The sequence below is a fragment of the Halorhodospira abdelmalekii genome (genome assembly GCF_016583625.1).
Lineage (GTDB): Bacteria > Pseudomonadota > Gammaproteobacteria > Nitrococcales > Halorhodospiraceae > Halorhodospira > Halorhodospira abdelmalekii.
In genome coordinates this window covers 1-16210 of the sequence record NZ_NRRN01000014.1, presented here as the reverse complement: position 1 = coordinate 16210, position 16210 = coordinate 1, and the positions used below count along the sequence as shown (strand labels likewise).

Below are 16210 nucleotides of genomic sequence, written 5' to 3'. Positions count from 1 at the left end.
CCATTACAGGCCCATCCAGGCCTGAACAGGCCCTATTTAGGACTATTCGGGCGCGGGTACCGTGGCGATCGAGACACGCTCAATACCAAGCCGCCCGGCCCCATCCAAGGCCTGTACCACCGCCCGGTGCGGGGCATCAGCATCCGCCTGGATTACCACCCCGACGAACTCCTCCTCGGCCATTGCCGTACGCATAGCGCGGACCAGGGTCTCAATACGGCGGTTAATCAGCGCCTCGCCGGCGACGGCATACTCCCCTTCAGCACTGATCCGAACCTCAAGCAGTTGTGGGGCGCGCTCGGGGCGCTCGCTCTGCGCTTGCGGCAGCGTAATCTCTAGTCCCGCGTCGTGTACAAAGGTCGTCGTTACCATGAAAAAGATCAACAGCAGAAAGACGACGTCGATCAACGGCGTCAAATTGATCTCTGGCTCCTCCCGGCGCCGTCTGCCACGCAGATTCAACCGCTCCTCCCGGAGAACCACTCGCCACTTCGCTCGTCACCACCTTCCATGGCCGCCTCAATCAGCAGCATTGCCTCCTGCTCCATCTCGACAACTCGCTGCTCGACCAAACCGCGCAAATAGCGGTACGCGATTAGGGCGGGAATGGCAATCGTTAGACCAGAAGCCGTAGTGATTAACGCCTCAGCGATCCCCCCCGACAGGGCCGGCATGTTTCCCATGCCCTCGGCACTGATGGCACCAAAGACCTTAATCATACCAATCACTGTGCCGAGCAAACCAAGCAGCGGCGAAATTGCCGCGATCGTCCCCAGGGTGTTCAAATAGCGCTCCAGCCGGTGCGCCTCGTGACGCCCGGCATCCTCAATCGCTTCAGCCATAGCGGAGCGTCCTTGATCACGATGGGCCAACCCCGCAGCCAAGATACGCCCCAAAGGGGAACTCTCCTTGAGTGCTTTAAGGTAGCGGCTCTCCAGCTGCCGCTCGCGCGCTAGGCGCCAAGCCCGCCCACGCAACGCCGCCGGTAAGATTCGCTGCTGTCGTAAAGTCCAAAATCGTTCGATGATAATCGCCAGGGCGACCACAGAACACAGGAGGATTGGCAACATAAGCCATCCTCCTGCCTGTATGAGTTCGAGCATGGAGATCCCGATCCGCTCAATCGGCGATCTTCAAATCGTCGAGATCATTGCCCCCATCGATCCACTCTTGAATCCAGTGCGGCCGCCGACCACGCCCCGTCCAGGTTTTCGAATGATCGTGAGGATGACGGTACTTCGGCGGTAATTTACCCTTGCCACTCCCTCCTGACGCACTCTTTGGCTGCCCAGCGACGATCTCATGCAGACTCATGCCGTACTTCTCAGCAACTGCCTTCATCTCCTGTTGCGCTTGGCGCCGCGCCTCGCGCTCGCGTCTTCTGCGCTCTTGCTCAATCAGCTGTCGCGCCCGATCGAGAGCATTGAGATCGAGCTCGCGCGCCGCTTCCGCAATTTGTTCCAGTTGCTCTTCACTCATCTTGAAAAATCTCCTGCTTTTAACCGCCTACTGTTGTGGGGACACTACTTGGCACCGAAACCAATGACGTTTCAACCACTTCATCCCACGCTAGACCACGTTCGCCATCACCAGAAGATCGAAACGAATCCTCTCTTCGTCGTGGTGCCGCGAATATAGCCTAAAAAAACAGCGTAAAGCAAGAGCGATTCTCCCCCCCTATTCATTATCTGAAACCTGCAGCCGCGCGAAGACGGAAGACTCCCGCACTGAAGAATTATAGGCGCTGGCCCAATAGGCAGCATCTTTCCCAGAGTTATCCGCAAGCGCCGGATCGGCCCCAGCATCGAGCAGCCGCTCAACGATATAGGGCTCGTTGAGCTTGGCGGCAATCATCAAGGCGCTCAGCCCATTTTCCTGTTGTGCGTTGACCGCCGCCCCAGCCTGCAAGAGGGCTTCGGTCATCGCTAGATCGTCGCTGTACTCGGCGGCCAACATCAGCGCAGTGACACCATTTTCACTGCAGGCATTGACATCGGCGCCGGCACGCAACAGCATTTCGACAACCGCCGTTTTACGGCTAAAGGCCGCCGCCATCAGCGCCGTCACCCCGTCGTCACGGCAGGCATCGACCCGGGCACCAGCCTGCAGCAAGGCCTCGACGACCTCAGGGCCATTGTTATAGGCAGCGATCATCAGCGGGGTCACACCATTGGCCTTCTGCGCGTTCACCTCGGCCCCGGCAGCGAGCAGACGCTCGACAAAAACCACTTGCTGATTGAGCTGTGCCGCGACCATCAACGGGGTGGTACCGTTATTCTTGGCCAAATTCACATCAGCCCCTTCGTCGATCAGCCGATCGACAAGTGTCGGCTCCGGGTTGCAAGCGACCGCCACCATCAATGCCGTCGTCCCCTGCTTTTTCTGGGTATTGACATCGACTCCACGGGCCAATCCGGCCTCCAAACGCGCCGGATCCGATTTGCTCGCAGCCCGATGCAAAGGGTGGCGAAACATATAGGCACCGACACGGCGCACGACCCTGCGCCAGAGCGCATCCCGAGGGGCGGTCCTCCCCGCCTCCGTGTGCCTCTTTTGCTCGTGTTCAGCCATACACGTCCTTCTCCTGAAGCGGGCGCTACGCCCATGCGACAAAGCGCGGTCTCTATGATCCAATAGGCCGCTCCGGGGCGGCCTATTCGGCGGCCGGTATCGGTGCTCGTTGCGCCTGCTCGATATGCCAGATCGCCGGCAGATCGGCCGGCAGCGGCGGGGCTCCGCCCAACTCCCGAGCGCCGTGTCCCGGACCGTGAAAGTCGGACCCGACCGAGGCCGCAAGATTAAAGCGGCGGCACCAGCCGCCGAGCTGTTCGACTTGACGAGGAGTCGGCGCCGTCCCACAGCTCACCTCAATCCCCTCACCACCAGCAGCGACGAACGCCTCCAGGGTGCGCCGCAGCCACGCACCGGTCAGATCGTAGCCGAGCGGATGCGCCAATACAGCCACCCCCCCGGCACGCCGGATCCACTCCACACCCTCTGACATCTCAACCCACTCGCCATCGACGTAGCCGCTGCGGCCCCGCCGCAAGTAGCGGCGAAAGGCCTCCTCGTAGCCGGCAACCCAGCCGTGCTCGACCATCCAGCGCGCATAGTGCGCTCGGGTCAGTTCAGCCGCCCCGGCAACGGCCTGAGCACCGGCTAGCGCCCCACGGAGTCCAGCACGCTCCAGACGCTCGCCAATCGCCACGCCTCGCACCGCACGCGCCTGCTGCATACGCGCCAGGCCAGCGCTCAGGTCAGGAGCGTGGCGATCGATCCACAGACCAACGACGTGGAAGGTACGCCGCTGCCAAGAGACCGACAGCTCAACGCCGTCGATCAGCTCAATTGCATGCTGCCGTGCCGCCGCATGCGCCGCCTCAAGCCCGGCAACCGTATCGTGATCGGTCAACGCCAGGTGGGTCACCCCTTGCCGCGCAGCACGGGCCACCACCTCCTCCGGCGCCAAGACGCCATCGGAGGCATTCGAGTGGCAGTGCAGATCGTAGACCGCCGCCACCATCACGACTCACCTTGTGCTTGCTGATGGCGCCACAGCCGTGCGTAGGCGCCGTTACGCTCGAGCAACTCCTCATGCCTCCCGGCCTCCACCACCTCTCCTGCCTCAATGTAGAGGATCGTATCGGCATCCTGAATGGTCGATAAGCGGTGCGCAATGGCCAGAGTGGTGCGCGAGGCCGCCACCTCATCGAGGGTGGCCAGGATCGCACGTTCGGCCGTCGAATCGAGCGATGAGGTCGCCTCATCGAGGATCAACAGTGGCGGATCCTTAAGCAGCACCCGAGCGATCGCAACCCGCTGCTTCTCGCCGCCGGAGAGCTTCAGCCCGCGCTCGCCGACCACCGTATCAAGCCCTTGTGGCAGCGCCGCGATAAAGCGATCGAGATGCGCCTGCTGCACGGCCCGCCAGATCGCCTCATCGCTCGCCTCGGGGCAACCGTAAGCGATGTTATACCGGATCGTATCATTGAACAGCACCGTATCCTGCGGAACAACACCGAGTTGAGCGCGCAGGCTCGCCTGCTTCACGGTGCGGATATCGTAGCCAGCGATGGTGATCCGCCCCGCATCAACGTCGTAGAAGCGAAAGAGCAACCGGGCGATGGTCGACTTACCCGCCCCACTCGGCCCAACCAGAGCCACCTTACGGCCAGCCGGAATGGTAAAGCTTACGCCACGCAGAATCGGCCGCTCGGGTTGGTAACCAAACTCAACCGCCGCGAAGCGGACCTCGCCCCCAGCCGGGGGCAATTCGTGCGCCTCTTCACTATCGGCGACCCGCGGTGAACGCTTCAACAACCCAAAGATCCGCTCGATGTTGATCAGCGACTCGCGCATTTCGCGATAGATAAAGCCTAGATTGTTCAGCGGGATAAAAAGCTGCAACAAGTAGGCGTTGATCATCGTCAGATCGCCCAGGCTAATGCGCCCTTCGGCGACCTGCCACGCCGCCATCGCCATCATCACCGTCATCGCCACAGCAACGATAAATGCCTGCCCGATATTGAGCATCGCCAGCGAGACGCGGTGCTTGATCCGCGCCTCCTCCCAGGCGGCCAGATCGCGGTCGTAGGCGCGCGCCTCGTGCGCCTCGGCATTAAAATACTTCACCGTCTCGTAATTCAGCATGCTGTCGACGGCGCGGGTGTTGGAGCGGTTATCCAACTCGTTCGCCTCGCGCACGAAACGGGTCCGCCACTCGGTGATGAGAAGCGAGTAGACGACGTAGACGGCAACGGCCACTACCACGGTCAAGACGAATTCGATATCGAAGGCGATCGCCAAGATCAGGGCAACCAGCGCCACCTCGATCACTGTCGGCACGATATTAAAGACCAGCGTGCGCAGCAGGAAGGCCATGCCGCTGGTGCCGCGCTCGATATCGCGTGCCAGCGCGCCGGTGCGCCGCATCAGATGAAAGCCCAACTCGAGTCGATGCAGATGCTCAAAGACTTGCAGCGCGGCTCGGCGCATGGTGCGCTCGGCAACGCGCGCAAAGAGAGCGTCGCGCAACTCTTGGAAGGCGGTCCCGGCAAAGCGCAGCGCCCCGTAGGCGAGCACCAAGGCGATCGGCACCATCAGCACCAGCTCGCCCCCTCGCCCTTCATCCAGGTAGTCGACCAGCCACTTTAAGGTCACCGGCACCATCACCGTAGCAACCTTGGCCAGCACGAGCAGGCCGAGGGCTAAGAGAACCCGCTGTCGAAACTCGCTGAGGTAGGGAAGAACGCTGGCGATGATTCGCCAGTTGGGTCGCTGATCACTGCTGTACTCGTTCTGCCGGCGATTCCTCAATGCAGTCCCTTAGTTGGTTCCGGTGAAAAGATGATAAGATGCCGCGCCACGCAGACAGCGGGCGGTGCCAGCGGAACCGCTGCGCTACGGAGGCCCTATCCTACTCGTTTCGAGACGGCATTGCCACGCAGGTCAGCCCACGCAGGTCAGCTAGCCAGCCCACACTTCGATCCAGGGAATTCGGTGACATTCATGCTTGAAAAGCTACGCAACATCGCCATCATTGCACACGTCGACCACGGTAAGACGACCCTGGTCGATCGGCTCCTGCAACAATCCGGCACGCTCGCTGCAAGCAGCGACCGCGAGCGCGTCATGGACAGCAACGACATCGAGCGTGAGCGCGGGATCACCATCCTGTCGAAGAACACAGCGATCGATTGGCAGGAGTACCGAATTAACATCATCGACACTCCGGGGCACGCCGATTTCGGCGGCGAAGTCGAGCGGGTGCTGGCCATGGCCGACTCGGTGCTGCTGCTCGTCGATGCTCAGGACGGCCCCATGCCGCAGACGCGCTTTGTCACCGAGAAGGCCTTCGCCCTAGGCCTCCATCCGATCGTCGTCGTCAACAAGATCGACCGCGCCGGTGCCCGCCCGCACTGGGTCGTCGACCGCACCTTCGAACTCTTCTTCGATCTCGGCGCCAGCGAAGAGCAGCTCGACTTCCCCATCGTCTACGCCTCCGCCCTAGGCGGCTACGCCGGATACGAGCCGAAGATCAGCGACGGCGATATGACGCCGCTCTTTCAGACCATTGTCGAGCGCGTACCGCCGCCGCGAGTCGATCGCGACGGCCCATTCCAGATGCAAATTACCTCGCTCGACTACTCCCAATACTTAGGCCAGATCGGCATCGGCCGCATCCAGCGCGGTCACGCCACTCCGAACCACACCGTGCGCCTGCGCGATCGCCACGGCGCCGAGCGCGACGCCCGCATCCAGAAACTACTCGGCTTCCGCGGCCTTGAGCGCACCGAGATCGAGCGGGCACAGGCCGGCGATATCGTGGCCATCACCGGTATCGATCCGCTCGATATCTCCGATACACTGTGCGACCCGCAGCATGTCGAAGCACTCCCGCCATTGACCGTGGACGAACCGACGGTCAGTATGGATTTCGAGGTCAACAAATCCCCCTTTGCCGGCCGCGAAGGGCGTTACGTCACCGGCCGGCAGATCCGCGAACGTCTCGAGCGCGAGTTGAAATCGAACGTCGCACTGCGCGTCGACGCGACCGCCGACCCCGATCGCTTCCACGTCTCTGGCCGCGGCCTGCTGCATCTGTCGATCTTGCTTGAGAATATGCGCCGCGAGGGCTATGAGATCGCCGTCTCACGCCCGCAGGTCATCACCCGCCGGGGCGCCGACGGCAGCATCGAAGAGCCCTACGAACTGCTCGTCGCCGATATCGAGAGCAGCCACCAGGGCGCCGTGATCGAGGCGCTGAATGAGCGCGGCGGTCGCTTGCAGGACATGCAAGTCGATAGCAACGGCCGGGTCCGTCTCGAGTATCTAATCCCAGCGCGTGGCCTGATCGGCTTTCAGACCGACTTTCTCAGCCTGACTTCAGGCACCGGCATCTTAACCCACGTCTTCGCCCACTACGCCGCCCGCAGCGGCCGCGAGGTCGGGCAGCGGCGCCAGGGGGCGTTGATCTCCGGCAACGACGGCAAGGCCGTCGCCTATGCACTCTTTAATCTGCAAGAGCGTGGCCGCTTGGTGCTTGGACCGAACGAACCAGTCTACGAGGGGATGATCGTCGGCCTACACAGCCGCGATAACGACCTGACTGTCAACCCGCTCAAGGCCAAAGAGTTAACCAACGTCCGCGCCTCCGGCAGCGATGAGAACGTCATCTTGACACCGCCGTTGCGCCCAACCCTTGAACAAGCGCTTGAACTGATCAACGACGATGAACTAGTCGAAATCACCCCGGAGTCGATCCGCTTGCGTAAAAAGGATCTGAAAGAGAGCGAGCGCCGCCGCCGCTATCGCGCAACCTCTTCATGACTTTTGTTTCAAATGGTTATTTGGGGCTGTGCTGCGATTGCGTGGAGCGATAACGGAGTGTAAGGGCCGGGCTGGGGCCGGATTAGGCAGCCTGCCCTTACACCCGAAATCGTCCGACTTGGTCTTTGAGTCTCTCCGCCAGTTCACTGAGGCGGTTGGCCAATTCCACAGTATCAGTGACCGAGTGGCTGGTGCGCTCGGCCGAGTCGCTGATGTAGGTGAGGTTGCGGTTGACCTCTTCGGCGACCTGAGACTGCTCCTCGATGGCGCTGGCGACCTGCACGGTCATATCTTCAATGCTCGAGACGACTCGGGTGATCTCATCCAGCGTCGTCCCGGCGGTCGAGGCCTCACCGGCGGTACGCTCGGCCATCTGCTGATTGTTTTCCATCGCCTCGACGGCACGCTGGGTCCCGCCCTGAATCCCCTCGACCATCTCCTGGATGTCACCGATCGAGTCTTGGGTCTTCTGGGCGAGTTTGCGCACCTCTTCGGCAACCACGCTAAAGCCGCGGCCGCTTTCGCCAGCACGCGCCGCCTCGATGGCGGCGTTGAGCGCAAGGAGGTTGGTCTGATCGGCGATGCCACGGATCACCTCAAGCACTTGTCCGATTTGTCCGCTCTGCTCATTCAGACTGTGGATACTCGCGACCGACTGATTGGCGTTATCGGCAAGCGCGTGGATGGTTTCGATGGTCGTGCTGACACCGCTTTGGCCAGCGCGCGAACGCTCGCTGGCTGAACGCGCGGCTTCGGCCGTCTCTTGGGTATTGCGGCTGATCTCCTGGATCGAGGCGCTCATTTCATTCATGGCCGTCGCCACTTCTGAGGTGCGGCTCTGCTGTTCGCCGACACCTTGCCGATCCCCCTCGGCGCTGCTGTGCATCTGTGCGGCAGCAGTGGCGATCTGGTGAATTGAGTCGAGACTGACCTGGACCATCGTCTGGATCTTATCGATGAACTGGTTATAGGCCGTAGCAAGCTGCGCGATCTCATCGCGTCCGTCGCTCTCCAGACGCCGGGTTAGATCGCCGTCGCCTGAGGCGATCTCACACATCCCGGCAACCGCCGCCCTAAGGCGTCCGGTTATGTGGCGCGAGATGCCGATGGCCAGCGTCAGTGCAGCGATCAGCGCGATCAGTGTGCCGACGGTGCTGATTGTATTGGCGCGGCGCTCAGCGGCCTCCGCCTGCGCAATCCCCTCGTCGCGTGCTTGCTCCAGGAGGGCGCGGAACTCGGCGAGCCGCTCCTGGAAGGTTAGGCGTGCCTGCTGCGCTTGCTCATGGTAGAGCCTTTCGGCGTCACCAAAATCGCCCGCCTCTTGCAGCTCACGGATGCGTGCGCCCGCCTCGTGCAGTTCGATATGCGGCTGCTCAAGCGTATCAAACGCCTCGCGTAGAGGCGCATCGGCCGCTGCGTAGTGGGGCGAGTCGCGAAAGGCGTAGAACCATCTGCCAAAGGCGCACCCGGTGTAGTCGAGTTCGCCGGTAAAAGTACGCTCGGTCAGGAAACTGTCGGCTAAGTCGTTCATCCACGCCAGATGTTCGACTTCGCGCTCGACCATGGTGGTCGACTGCTCCATAAAGGCGACGGCCTCACGATACTCGCCGGCGATCCGCTGCTGCCCAAGATAGGCTAGCAGGGTCGTAACGAGCATCAGCAGCAGCAGTATGCTGAAGGCGCCTATAAGTTTATGGCGGATCGGCCAATTTGCAAGCATACTGGTGGCCCCCGAGGGCTGATTGCGACCATCGCTCTCCGCGTCAATGGCCGCTCGGCGGTTGCGCTCGACGGACGCCGCCAGGCCTCAGCGACGCCTCTCCGCTCTATTTTAACACGCTACCTCAACCTGAAGGGCGCTTGAACAGGGCACTCGGGTGGAGGGCCGAGGGGGGAGGCGCAGGCGTGCATGAAGAAAGTGCCAGCGCCCCCCCCCCGGGGAAACTGCAGCGGCAGTCACGCAGCGACCGCCGCAGCACTTAGCTAGGGCTCCGGCTAAGCGCGAACCTGTCCGTCGGCAACTTCCTGCTCGGTCGCCTCGCGCACTTCGACGATCTTGACCTCGAAGTTAAGCGTCTCGCCAGCCAGCGGGTGGTTGGCATCGACCTCAACTTCTTGCTCCCCAACGCCGGTGACCACCAGCGGAATTGGCGTACCATCCGGGCCTTGCGCTTGGAACTGACTGCCAACCGTCACCTCGACCTCGCCCGGGAACATGTCCTTGGGCACATTCTGCACCAGGCGATCATCGCGCTCTCCGTAGGCATCCGCAGGCTCGAGCGTAACACTGAGCTCATCCCCGGCCTCCTTGCCTTCAAGGGCCTGCTCCAGACCCGGGATGATATTCCCCGAGCCGTGAAGATAAGAGAACTCACCGCCCTGGGACTGGTCGAGCACCTCGCCTTGGCTCTCGGTCAGGGTGTAGTCGAAGGTGACGACCTTTTGCTTACCTACCTGCATCATTGGCTCTCCACTGCGAACAAAGCGAACTTAGCAGCCCATGCTATCAGAGGACCCCGGGGGAGGCGCAATCACCGCTGCCCGCCCCGAATCTCTTTCCACACCCGCCAGCAAGCGGAAGACGAGCCGGAATACTAATAGAGCGTCCGCCATCCCAGCGCCAAGTGGGCAAATGGCACAATCATGAAAGCCAAAATCAAGCCCATCAGGATCAGGTAGAGGAGAAAACGTAGCGGCTCCCGCGCGATACGCTGCCAGAGTGTTTCCAGCTCGCCGCGCGCACGCTGCGCCTCGTGCTCAGCACGAACCCGCATCGAACGCTCTTCTTGATAGCGATCGAGGAGTCGTTTGGCCTCTGGAAACAACGTTTTATCATGCAACCAGATCCCACCATTGGTGATTCCCCAACGATTCGGCGGCGTCTCGTAAAAATCGATACCATTCGCCCGCAGGAGCTCGCGCACCTCATCGGCCTCATCGTCAGGTACACCGCGTAAATTCATCAGTAGCTTCGCCATAGCACTCGCTGTCAGCTTATCTAACCCAAGCCAATCCCTAACCAGCCGCCTTGGAACTCAAGGGGAAGACCCTGCAGGGGGAGCATGCAGCGGCCTTACGGCGGCGGTAGCACCCGCGGCAAATCGGTCAGAGTCGATACGTTCGCCGTCGGTTCCGCCCCCCAAGGATCGTAGACGCCATTATTCGGTAGGCGGCGCACCCACACCGCCTGCCAACCGAGCTTACGCGCCCCGATAATGTCGAACGGGTTGCTCGAAATGAGCCAAATATCATCCGTCTGCGCACCAGTATGGGCGGCAAAAGCGGCGTAGACACGCGGGCTCGGCTTAAAGGCACCTGCCATCTCAGCGCTAAAGATATCCTCGACGTAGGCGCGCAACCCGTTATCCCCAAGCAATTTGCTGACTGCCTCGCGGCTGCCGTTGGAGAAGGCAAAAGCACGATAGCCGGCGCGCTGCAACGCATCAAGCCCCGGGTCGGCATCGAGAAAAGCGGGCAGGCGCTGATAGGCAGCGAGCAGCTCGGTGCGCGCTGCATCGGTCAACGTTACGCTGAAGGCGCGCAGACTGTAGTCAAGAGCATCGGCAATACAGACCGAGAAGTCTGCAAACTCCCCCATTAGGGTACGACGAAAGGCGTACTCGAGCTGTTTATCGCGCCAAGTCCGCGCCATCACTGGCGCGCGGTCGCCAACGTGCGTGCGCAGCGTATCGGTAATGGCGTTCGTATCGACGAGCGTGCCGTAGACGTCAAGTGCCAGCGTCGTGGTCATTGTCTTCCCTTAGCTGTGGTCACTGTATCGCGGTTCCCGTTATAATGGGCGCATGGAATGGATCGACATTGGCGCCAACCTTACCCACCAAACCTTCCGCAAAGACTTTTCCGCAGTCTTGGAGCGCGCTACCCGAGCCGGTGTGCGGCAGCTTATTGTGACCGGCACCGACGAGCGTGAATCCGTCCGGGCTCAGGCACTAGCCGCCGAACACCCGGGGCAGCTCTATGCTACGGCCGGGTTTCATCCGCACATGGCCAAGCACTTTAGCAGCGAATCGGAGTCAGTGCTGCGCGAGTTGGCAGCTCGCCCCGAGGTCGTCGCGATCGGCGAGACCGGACTCGATTTTTACCGTAACCACTCCCCCCCCGAGGTTCAACAACGCGTCTTTGAGCGCCACCTGGAGCTGGCCGTCGAGCTGCAGCTGCCGGTCTTCCTCCATCAGCGTGACGCTCACACCCGCTTCGTCGAGATTGTCCGTGCCTACCGCGACGACTTGGTCGATGGGGTTGCCCACTGCTTCACCGAAGGCCCTGAGGTCGCCCGTGACTATCTCGACCTTGGGCTGCATATCGGCGTCACCGGCTGGATCTGTGATGAGCGCCGCGGTCAAGCAGTGCGTCGAGCAGTAGCCCAGATCCCCAGCTCGGCCCTCATGGTCGAGACGGATTGCCCCTACTTGCTCCCGCGCGACGTCGAACCCCAACAGGTCGGTCTGCCGGTCAAGAACCGCCGCAACGAACCCTGCCTCCTACCTCATATCGGCCGTGCAGTGGCTCACTATAGCGGTCGCGACGTCGGCGAGCTGGCGGCCTCTTCGGCGCAAGTAGCGCGGCGCTTCTTCCGCATCGATGAGCCCCCATCCCCACCCGCCTAGCGGAACACTCAGCTAGCCAGCGCCGACGCCCAACCAGCGGCGACGATAGATTCGGCGAACTGCTCGGCGGGCTGTGGGCGGCCAAAGAGGAAGCCCTGCGCCTCATGACAGCCGATCTGGCGCAGATAGGCCAGCTGTTCGGTTGTCTCCACCCCCTCGGCGATTACCCGCAGGTTGAGACCGATCGCCATGTTGACGATGGTACGGGTAATCACCGCATCCTCGGCATCACCAGGTAGGTCGCGGATAAAGGATTGATCGATCTTCAGTTTCGCTAACGGCAAGCGTTTCAAATAGCCGAGGTTCGAGTAACCGGTGCCGAAGTCATCAACAGCCAAACGCAGCCCGTACGCCTGCAAAGCGTTCAACGTAGCCAATAACGCACTATTATCCTGGAAAAAAAGACTTTCGGTCATCTCCAGCTGGAGGGCTGAGGCAGCAAGCCCGTGGCGCTCAAGCGCGCGCGCTACCGTCGCCGCCAATTCGCTGCGACTGAGCTGCAGCGCCGAGACATTCACCGCCAACGGCCCATCGAGCAGTCCGCTGGCGGCCCACTCCGCACGCTGACGGCAAGCCTCCTCGATCGCCCAATCGCCGAGCGAGACGATCAAGCCACTCTCTTCGGCAACCGGAATAAACCGTCCCGGCGAGACCAATCCCCATTCGGGATGGCGCCAGCGCATCAGCGCCTCAGCGCCTACAAGGCGGTTACTGGCGATATCGATCTGCGGCTGATACCACAGTTCAAGCTCCCCGCGCTGCTCCGCGCCGCGCAGACTCGCCTCCAGCTCGATCCGCTCCTGTACCGAACGGTGCATATCAGCGGTAAAACGACAATAGCGGTTGCGCCCGCCGCTCTTGGCCGCCTGCATCGCCGCCTCGGCGTTACGCAGCAGCACACCGCTGCCGGCGGCATCATCCGGAAAGAGAGCCACACCAATACTCGGCGTCACGATGTGCTCAACGCCGTTGACTACCAGAGGCGCCCGCAGCTCCGCCAACAGCCGCTCAGCAAACTCGGCGACCTCATCAAAGGCATCGACCGGAGAGAAGAGAAAAAGAAACTCATCGGCCCCCTGACGCCCGACCGCGACGATCGAAGGCGACAGGAGTTCGGAGAAACGAGCCGCCGCCGCGCGCAATAGTTCATCGCCGGCGTGATGACCGAAGGCGTCGTTGATAACGCGAAAACGATCCAGGTTAAGAAAGAGCAGCGCTGAGCGCTCCCCGCGCCGGGCACAGGCTCCGAGCACCCGAGCGATGCGCTCGGACATCGCTTCGCGATTGAGCAAGCCGGTCATCAGATCGTGCTCGGCCAAATAGCGAATGCGGGCCTCCTGCCGCTGGCGCTCGGCCTCCCGCTCTAAGTACTCCACGGCGAAACCGACATCCGCTACCAAGTCTTCGAGCAGTGCGGTGACATCGTCGTCAAAGTAACCGGCATCGTCGGCGTAGACGGCCAGCGCCCCGACCACTTCGTGGTAACAGAGGAGCGGAAAGGCCGCCACCGCACCGAAACCGGCTTCGCGTGCCGCACGGTGCCACGGTGCTGCATCCTGCTCCTCGAGAAAACGTCCAAAAATGACACTGTGCTGCGAAGCGATCGCCCGCCCAACCGGACCCCGCCCCTCCGGGCGTGCCGGATCGGAGCTGACTCGGATCTGCCCAAGATAGCGCTCACCGGCGCTATCCCCGGCCCAAGCCGCCGGTTCCACCCAGCGCTCGGCAGGCTCAATCAAACCGATCCAAGCCAACCGAACCCCGGTGTGATCGACCACAATCTGACAGATGCGCGAAAAGAGAACTTCCCGCTCACGCACCTCCATAACCGCATGGTTCGCCTCACTTAAAGCAGCGTAGAGCGCACTTTTACGCTGTGCCTGCTGCGCCGAACTGAGCAACCGCTCCCCTTCTCGACCTCGGTGCTCAAGCCGAGCGAGCAACCACCACAACAGCGCCGCGGTCGCCACCACAAAGAGCGCGCCCTTGGCCGCCTGCAACGGCACGACCCAATCAGCCGGTGCCCACAGTGCAACAGCCGCATCGCTGCCGGAAATCCACACCAGACCGCCGCAGACATAGCCACCGCAGATCGCCAGCGCCCGCTTCTGCCGATCCCACCACGCGGACACCGGCTCGCCCCTCAGCGCTTTGAACCGTCGCTGTTGGCGATCCACGGCGACGCCAACCTCTCACGACACATCGCGCTACGGCGCATCGGCGATATCGATAGGAGCCTCAATCGTCTTGCGGCTACCATCGGCAAAGTGGAGCGTCATCGAGATGGCCTCCCCGCGGTTGAGTGGACGGCGCAGATCGACCAGCAACAGCTGTGGCCCTCCGGGGCGCAGCTCGACCCGCTCCTCAGGCGGCAGATGCAGCGCCTCCAGGCGCTGCGCATAACGCACGCCACCGCGCCAATGGCTGACGTGCAGAATGGCATCTTCGGCAGCCTCGGTATAGACGGAGACCAGGCGGTGCGGCTGCGCAGAGTGATTTTCAAGCGCCACTTCGGCCAGAATCGTCCCCTCACCCCGCCGCGATGCCGGCAACCAGATACGCTCCACCGCCACCGCCTCGGCAGCGCGCCGCTCGGTCATCGCCGGATCGTCCGCCAACTCGGCAGCAGCCAGCGCTGTCGCTGGTGTAACCCCATCGGGCAACCGCATAGGGTCGCGCTCCCGTGCTTGGAGACGCCGTTCGACCTCCTCCGGGCGCAACTGCAACAGATCGATCGGCTCCCGATCTGGACCAAGAATCGGCAACCGCACCCCCTCACGGCGAATCTCCGAGGCCGCCGCCTGCGCCGCTGCGACACCGGAGAGCAGCGCACAAAGCAGCACGCCAGCGAGCAGGAGGGCAGACGCCAGCGAGCGCCGCCCCACCCGGCCCATCTTCTCCAGCACACACCAGCTGCGACACACGTCCCCCTCCAGAACAACAGCGCCGCCACACGCACTTCCGGCCCGGGACGGACGCCGCCGAATGCATCCGGAGCTCACCGCTCTCCCCTCAGGCATTCCCCCTCCTCCGGTATTTAGCAAACGTGGCGGGCGAAAAAGATGAACACAAAAGATGAATACGGAGAACGCACACACAGAGGGCGCCATTGCGCAACCGCACTTTCTCAACTTGTACCGTATATCGCCTCCGCGAGCAAGAACTTGAGCGAGTGAGGCCCGCTCTCAAGTCCGTCGTCGTGCGCCACCACCGCCACCGCCCTCTCTAGAGCTGTGTGCCGTTCTAGTGTGTGCCGTAGCCGCCGCTACAGCCCTCCCCCTAAGGGCGAGCAAATACTTGCAAAATATCAAACATGATAAGTGGTTCACATCTCACTTTGATCTGCTAGAATATGCTGCAGGACAGCATAAGCAAAGCTTATGCGCTTCGCTCAGCGACCTCACGGTGAGGAGCACACTATGTTTACTGCACTGGTCAGCCCCGAATACGCAGAACGCTACGGTCAAAACACGGCAGTAGCAGGGGGGTTTATTGCGCACGGCCTGGTGCCTTCGCACCGCAGTAACGAGCCTTATACCGGCTGGTTCTATGCGCTGTTACCGGGCTCACCAGAAGAGGCCGACACCGCCCATGTGCGCCCCTTCCCGGCCAACCGGATGGAGGCCATACTGCGCGCCGAGCGCGATCGCTACCTGGCGATGGCGCACGCCGACGACGACTCGGTTTGGGCCGATGCTGCAGCCAGCATCGACGATATGATCGCTTGCTTACAAGCGGCGCACGCAGCCGCCGACTCGAGTGTCGACAGCGACGCAGCGTTCAGCCACTAAGGGCTGCTACTGCGGGCGTCCCCACGATTCGGTCAGGGTCTAATGCCGGCGGGGACACCGGCGCCCCTAGAAGACAGCACCCCGAAGAGGTGGGCGCTGTAGGCTACTGCCTCTCTTCGTCGCTCCCGATCAGCCGTTCAGTGACCGTCGCCACCGGCGCCCCGGCCGGGTGGTTGCTGCTACGCCCCAAAAAGACATCGCGATACGACGTATAGAGCAACACACCGAACAACGGCACCAACAATGGCCCTAGCCAACCGGCCGAGAGCACCACTACGAGCACCCCAAACAGCAACAAGCCGAGCGCTCCGGTCATCGGCGCCGGGTTGATCGTGTAGGCGTGCAGGCTCATCACCATGCTCATACCGGGCGGAGCGGCATGCAAAACGACCATCGGCAATAAAAACCACTGCCCAAAGGCCAGCAACCCGAAGACCGCCCCGAGACCCGCCACCCCCCAAA

At 62.1% G+C, this 16210-nt stretch carries 16 protein-coding genes; 3 read left to right on the top strand and 13 right to left on the bottom strand.

Going from position 1 to position 16210, the window contains the following annotated elements; translation table 11 throughout:
• Positions 1–42: 42 nt before the first annotated feature.
• From CKO15_RS04805 to CKO15_RS04780, 6 genes are all read right to left on the bottom strand, one after another.
• Positions 43–462 (bottom strand): ExbD/TolR family protein, encoded by a 420-nt coding sequence (locus tag CKO15_RS04805; RefSeq protein WP_200193134.1) that lies wholly within the window; start codon positions 460–462, stop codon positions 43–45.
• The gene (locus CKO15_RS04800) at positions 459–1103 is read right to left on the bottom strand and encodes a MotA/TolQ/ExbB proton channel family protein (RefSeq protein ID WP_200193063.1); all 645 of its coding nucleotides are present in this window, start codon (positions 1101–1103) and stop codon (positions 459–461) included. Before CKO15_RS04800 ends, CKO15_RS04805 begins: the two co-directional genes overlap by 4 nt.
• Positions 1104–1119: 16 nt before the next feature.
• A complete protein-coding gene (locus CKO15_RS04795; RefSeq protein WP_200193061.1) occupies positions 1120–1479 on the bottom strand; it encodes an H-NS histone family protein in 360 nt (119 codons plus the stop codon).
• 198 nt (positions 1480–1677) lie between these two features.
• Positions 1678–2571 carry an ankyrin repeat domain-containing protein gene (locus CKO15_RS04790; protein WP_200193059.1) on the bottom strand — a complete coding sequence of 298 codons (894 nt, stop codon included), beginning with the start codon at positions 2569–2571 and terminating at the stop codon, positions 1678–1680.
• A gap of 82 nt (positions 2572–2653) precedes the next feature.
• Entirely contained in the window at positions 2654–3523 is an 870-nt protein-coding gene (locus CKO15_RS04785) for a PHP domain-containing protein (RefSeq protein ID WP_207123884.1), read from the bottom strand.
• Positions 3523–5316, bottom strand: a complete 1794-nt coding sequence (locus tag CKO15_RS04780; RefSeq protein ID WP_200193057.1) for an ABCB family ABC transporter ATP-binding protein/permease — start codon at positions 5314–5316, stop codon at positions 3523–3525. The genes CKO15_RS04785 and CKO15_RS04780 overlap by 1 nt, the downstream gene beginning before the upstream one ends.
• A 192-nt stretch (positions 5317–5508) precedes the next feature.
• On the opposite strand from CKO15_RS04780, the gene typA reads away from it, so the two are divergent.
• A complete protein-coding gene (gene typA / locus CKO15_RS04775) occupies positions 5509–7329 on the top strand; it encodes a translational GTPase TypA (protein WP_200193053.1) in 1821 nt (606 codons plus the stop codon).
• Between the two features lie 97 nt (positions 7330–7426).
• Here typA and CKO15_RS04770 read toward each other — a convergent pair whose 3' ends face one another.
• From CKO15_RS04770 to CKO15_RS04755, 4 genes are all read right to left on the bottom strand, one after another.
• A complete protein-coding gene (locus CKO15_RS04770) occupies positions 7427–9049 on the bottom strand; it encodes a methyl-accepting chemotaxis protein (protein ID WP_200193051.1) in 1623 nt (540 codons plus the stop codon).
• A 275-nt stretch (positions 9050–9324) separates the two neighbouring features.
• A complete protein-coding gene (locus CKO15_RS04765) occupies positions 9325–9789 on the bottom strand; it encodes an FKBP-type peptidyl-prolyl cis-trans isomerase (RefSeq protein ID WP_200193130.1) in 465 nt (154 codons plus the stop codon).
• A 134-nt stretch (positions 9790–9923) separates the two neighbouring features.
• Entirely contained in the window at positions 9924–10307 is a 384-nt protein-coding gene (locus CKO15_RS04760) for a DUF6164 family protein (RefSeq protein ID WP_200193049.1), read from the bottom strand.
• A 95-nt stretch (positions 10308–10402) separates the two neighbouring features.
• On the bottom strand, positions 10403–11080 hold the full coding sequence (locus CKO15_RS04755; RefSeq protein WP_200193048.1) for a haloacid dehalogenase type II: 678 nt from the start codon (positions 11078–11080) through the stop codon (positions 10403–10405).
• Between the two features lie 52 nt (positions 11081–11132).
• Between CKO15_RS04755 and CKO15_RS04750 the strand changes: the two genes are divergently transcribed.
• Positions 11133–11957: a TatD family hydrolase gene (locus CKO15_RS04750; RefSeq protein WP_200193046.1), complete on the top strand. Its 825-nt coding sequence runs from the start codon at positions 11133–11135 to the stop codon at positions 11955–11957.
• An 8-nt stretch (positions 11958–11965) separates the two neighbouring features.
• Here CKO15_RS04750 and CKO15_RS04745 read toward each other — a convergent pair whose 3' ends face one another.
• Both CKO15_RS04745 and CKO15_RS14500 read right to left on the bottom strand, forming a co-directional pair.
• Positions 11966–14089, bottom strand: a complete 2124-nt coding sequence (locus CKO15_RS04745; protein WP_200193044.1) for an EAL domain-containing protein — start codon at positions 14087–14089, stop codon at positions 11966–11968.
• Positions 14090–14164: 75 nt separating this feature from the next.
• A complete protein-coding gene (locus CKO15_RS14500) occupies positions 14165–14881 on the bottom strand; it encodes a copper chaperone PCu(A)C domain-containing protein (RefSeq protein WP_207123882.1) in 717 nt (238 codons plus the stop codon).
• Between the two features lie 495 nt (positions 14882–15376).
• On the opposite strand from CKO15_RS14500, the gene CKO15_RS04735 reads away from it, so the two are divergent.
• Complete coding sequence (locus CKO15_RS04735) at positions 15377–15748, top strand: hypothetical protein (protein ID WP_200193039.1); 372 nt, start codon at positions 15377–15379, stop codon at positions 15746–15748.
• A 103-nt stretch (positions 15749–15851) separates the two neighbouring features.
• Here CKO15_RS04735 and CKO15_RS04730 read toward each other — a convergent pair.
• On the bottom strand, positions 15852–16210 hold a 359-nt coding region (locus tag CKO15_RS04730), incomplete at its 5' end, for a hypothetical protein (protein WP_200193037.1).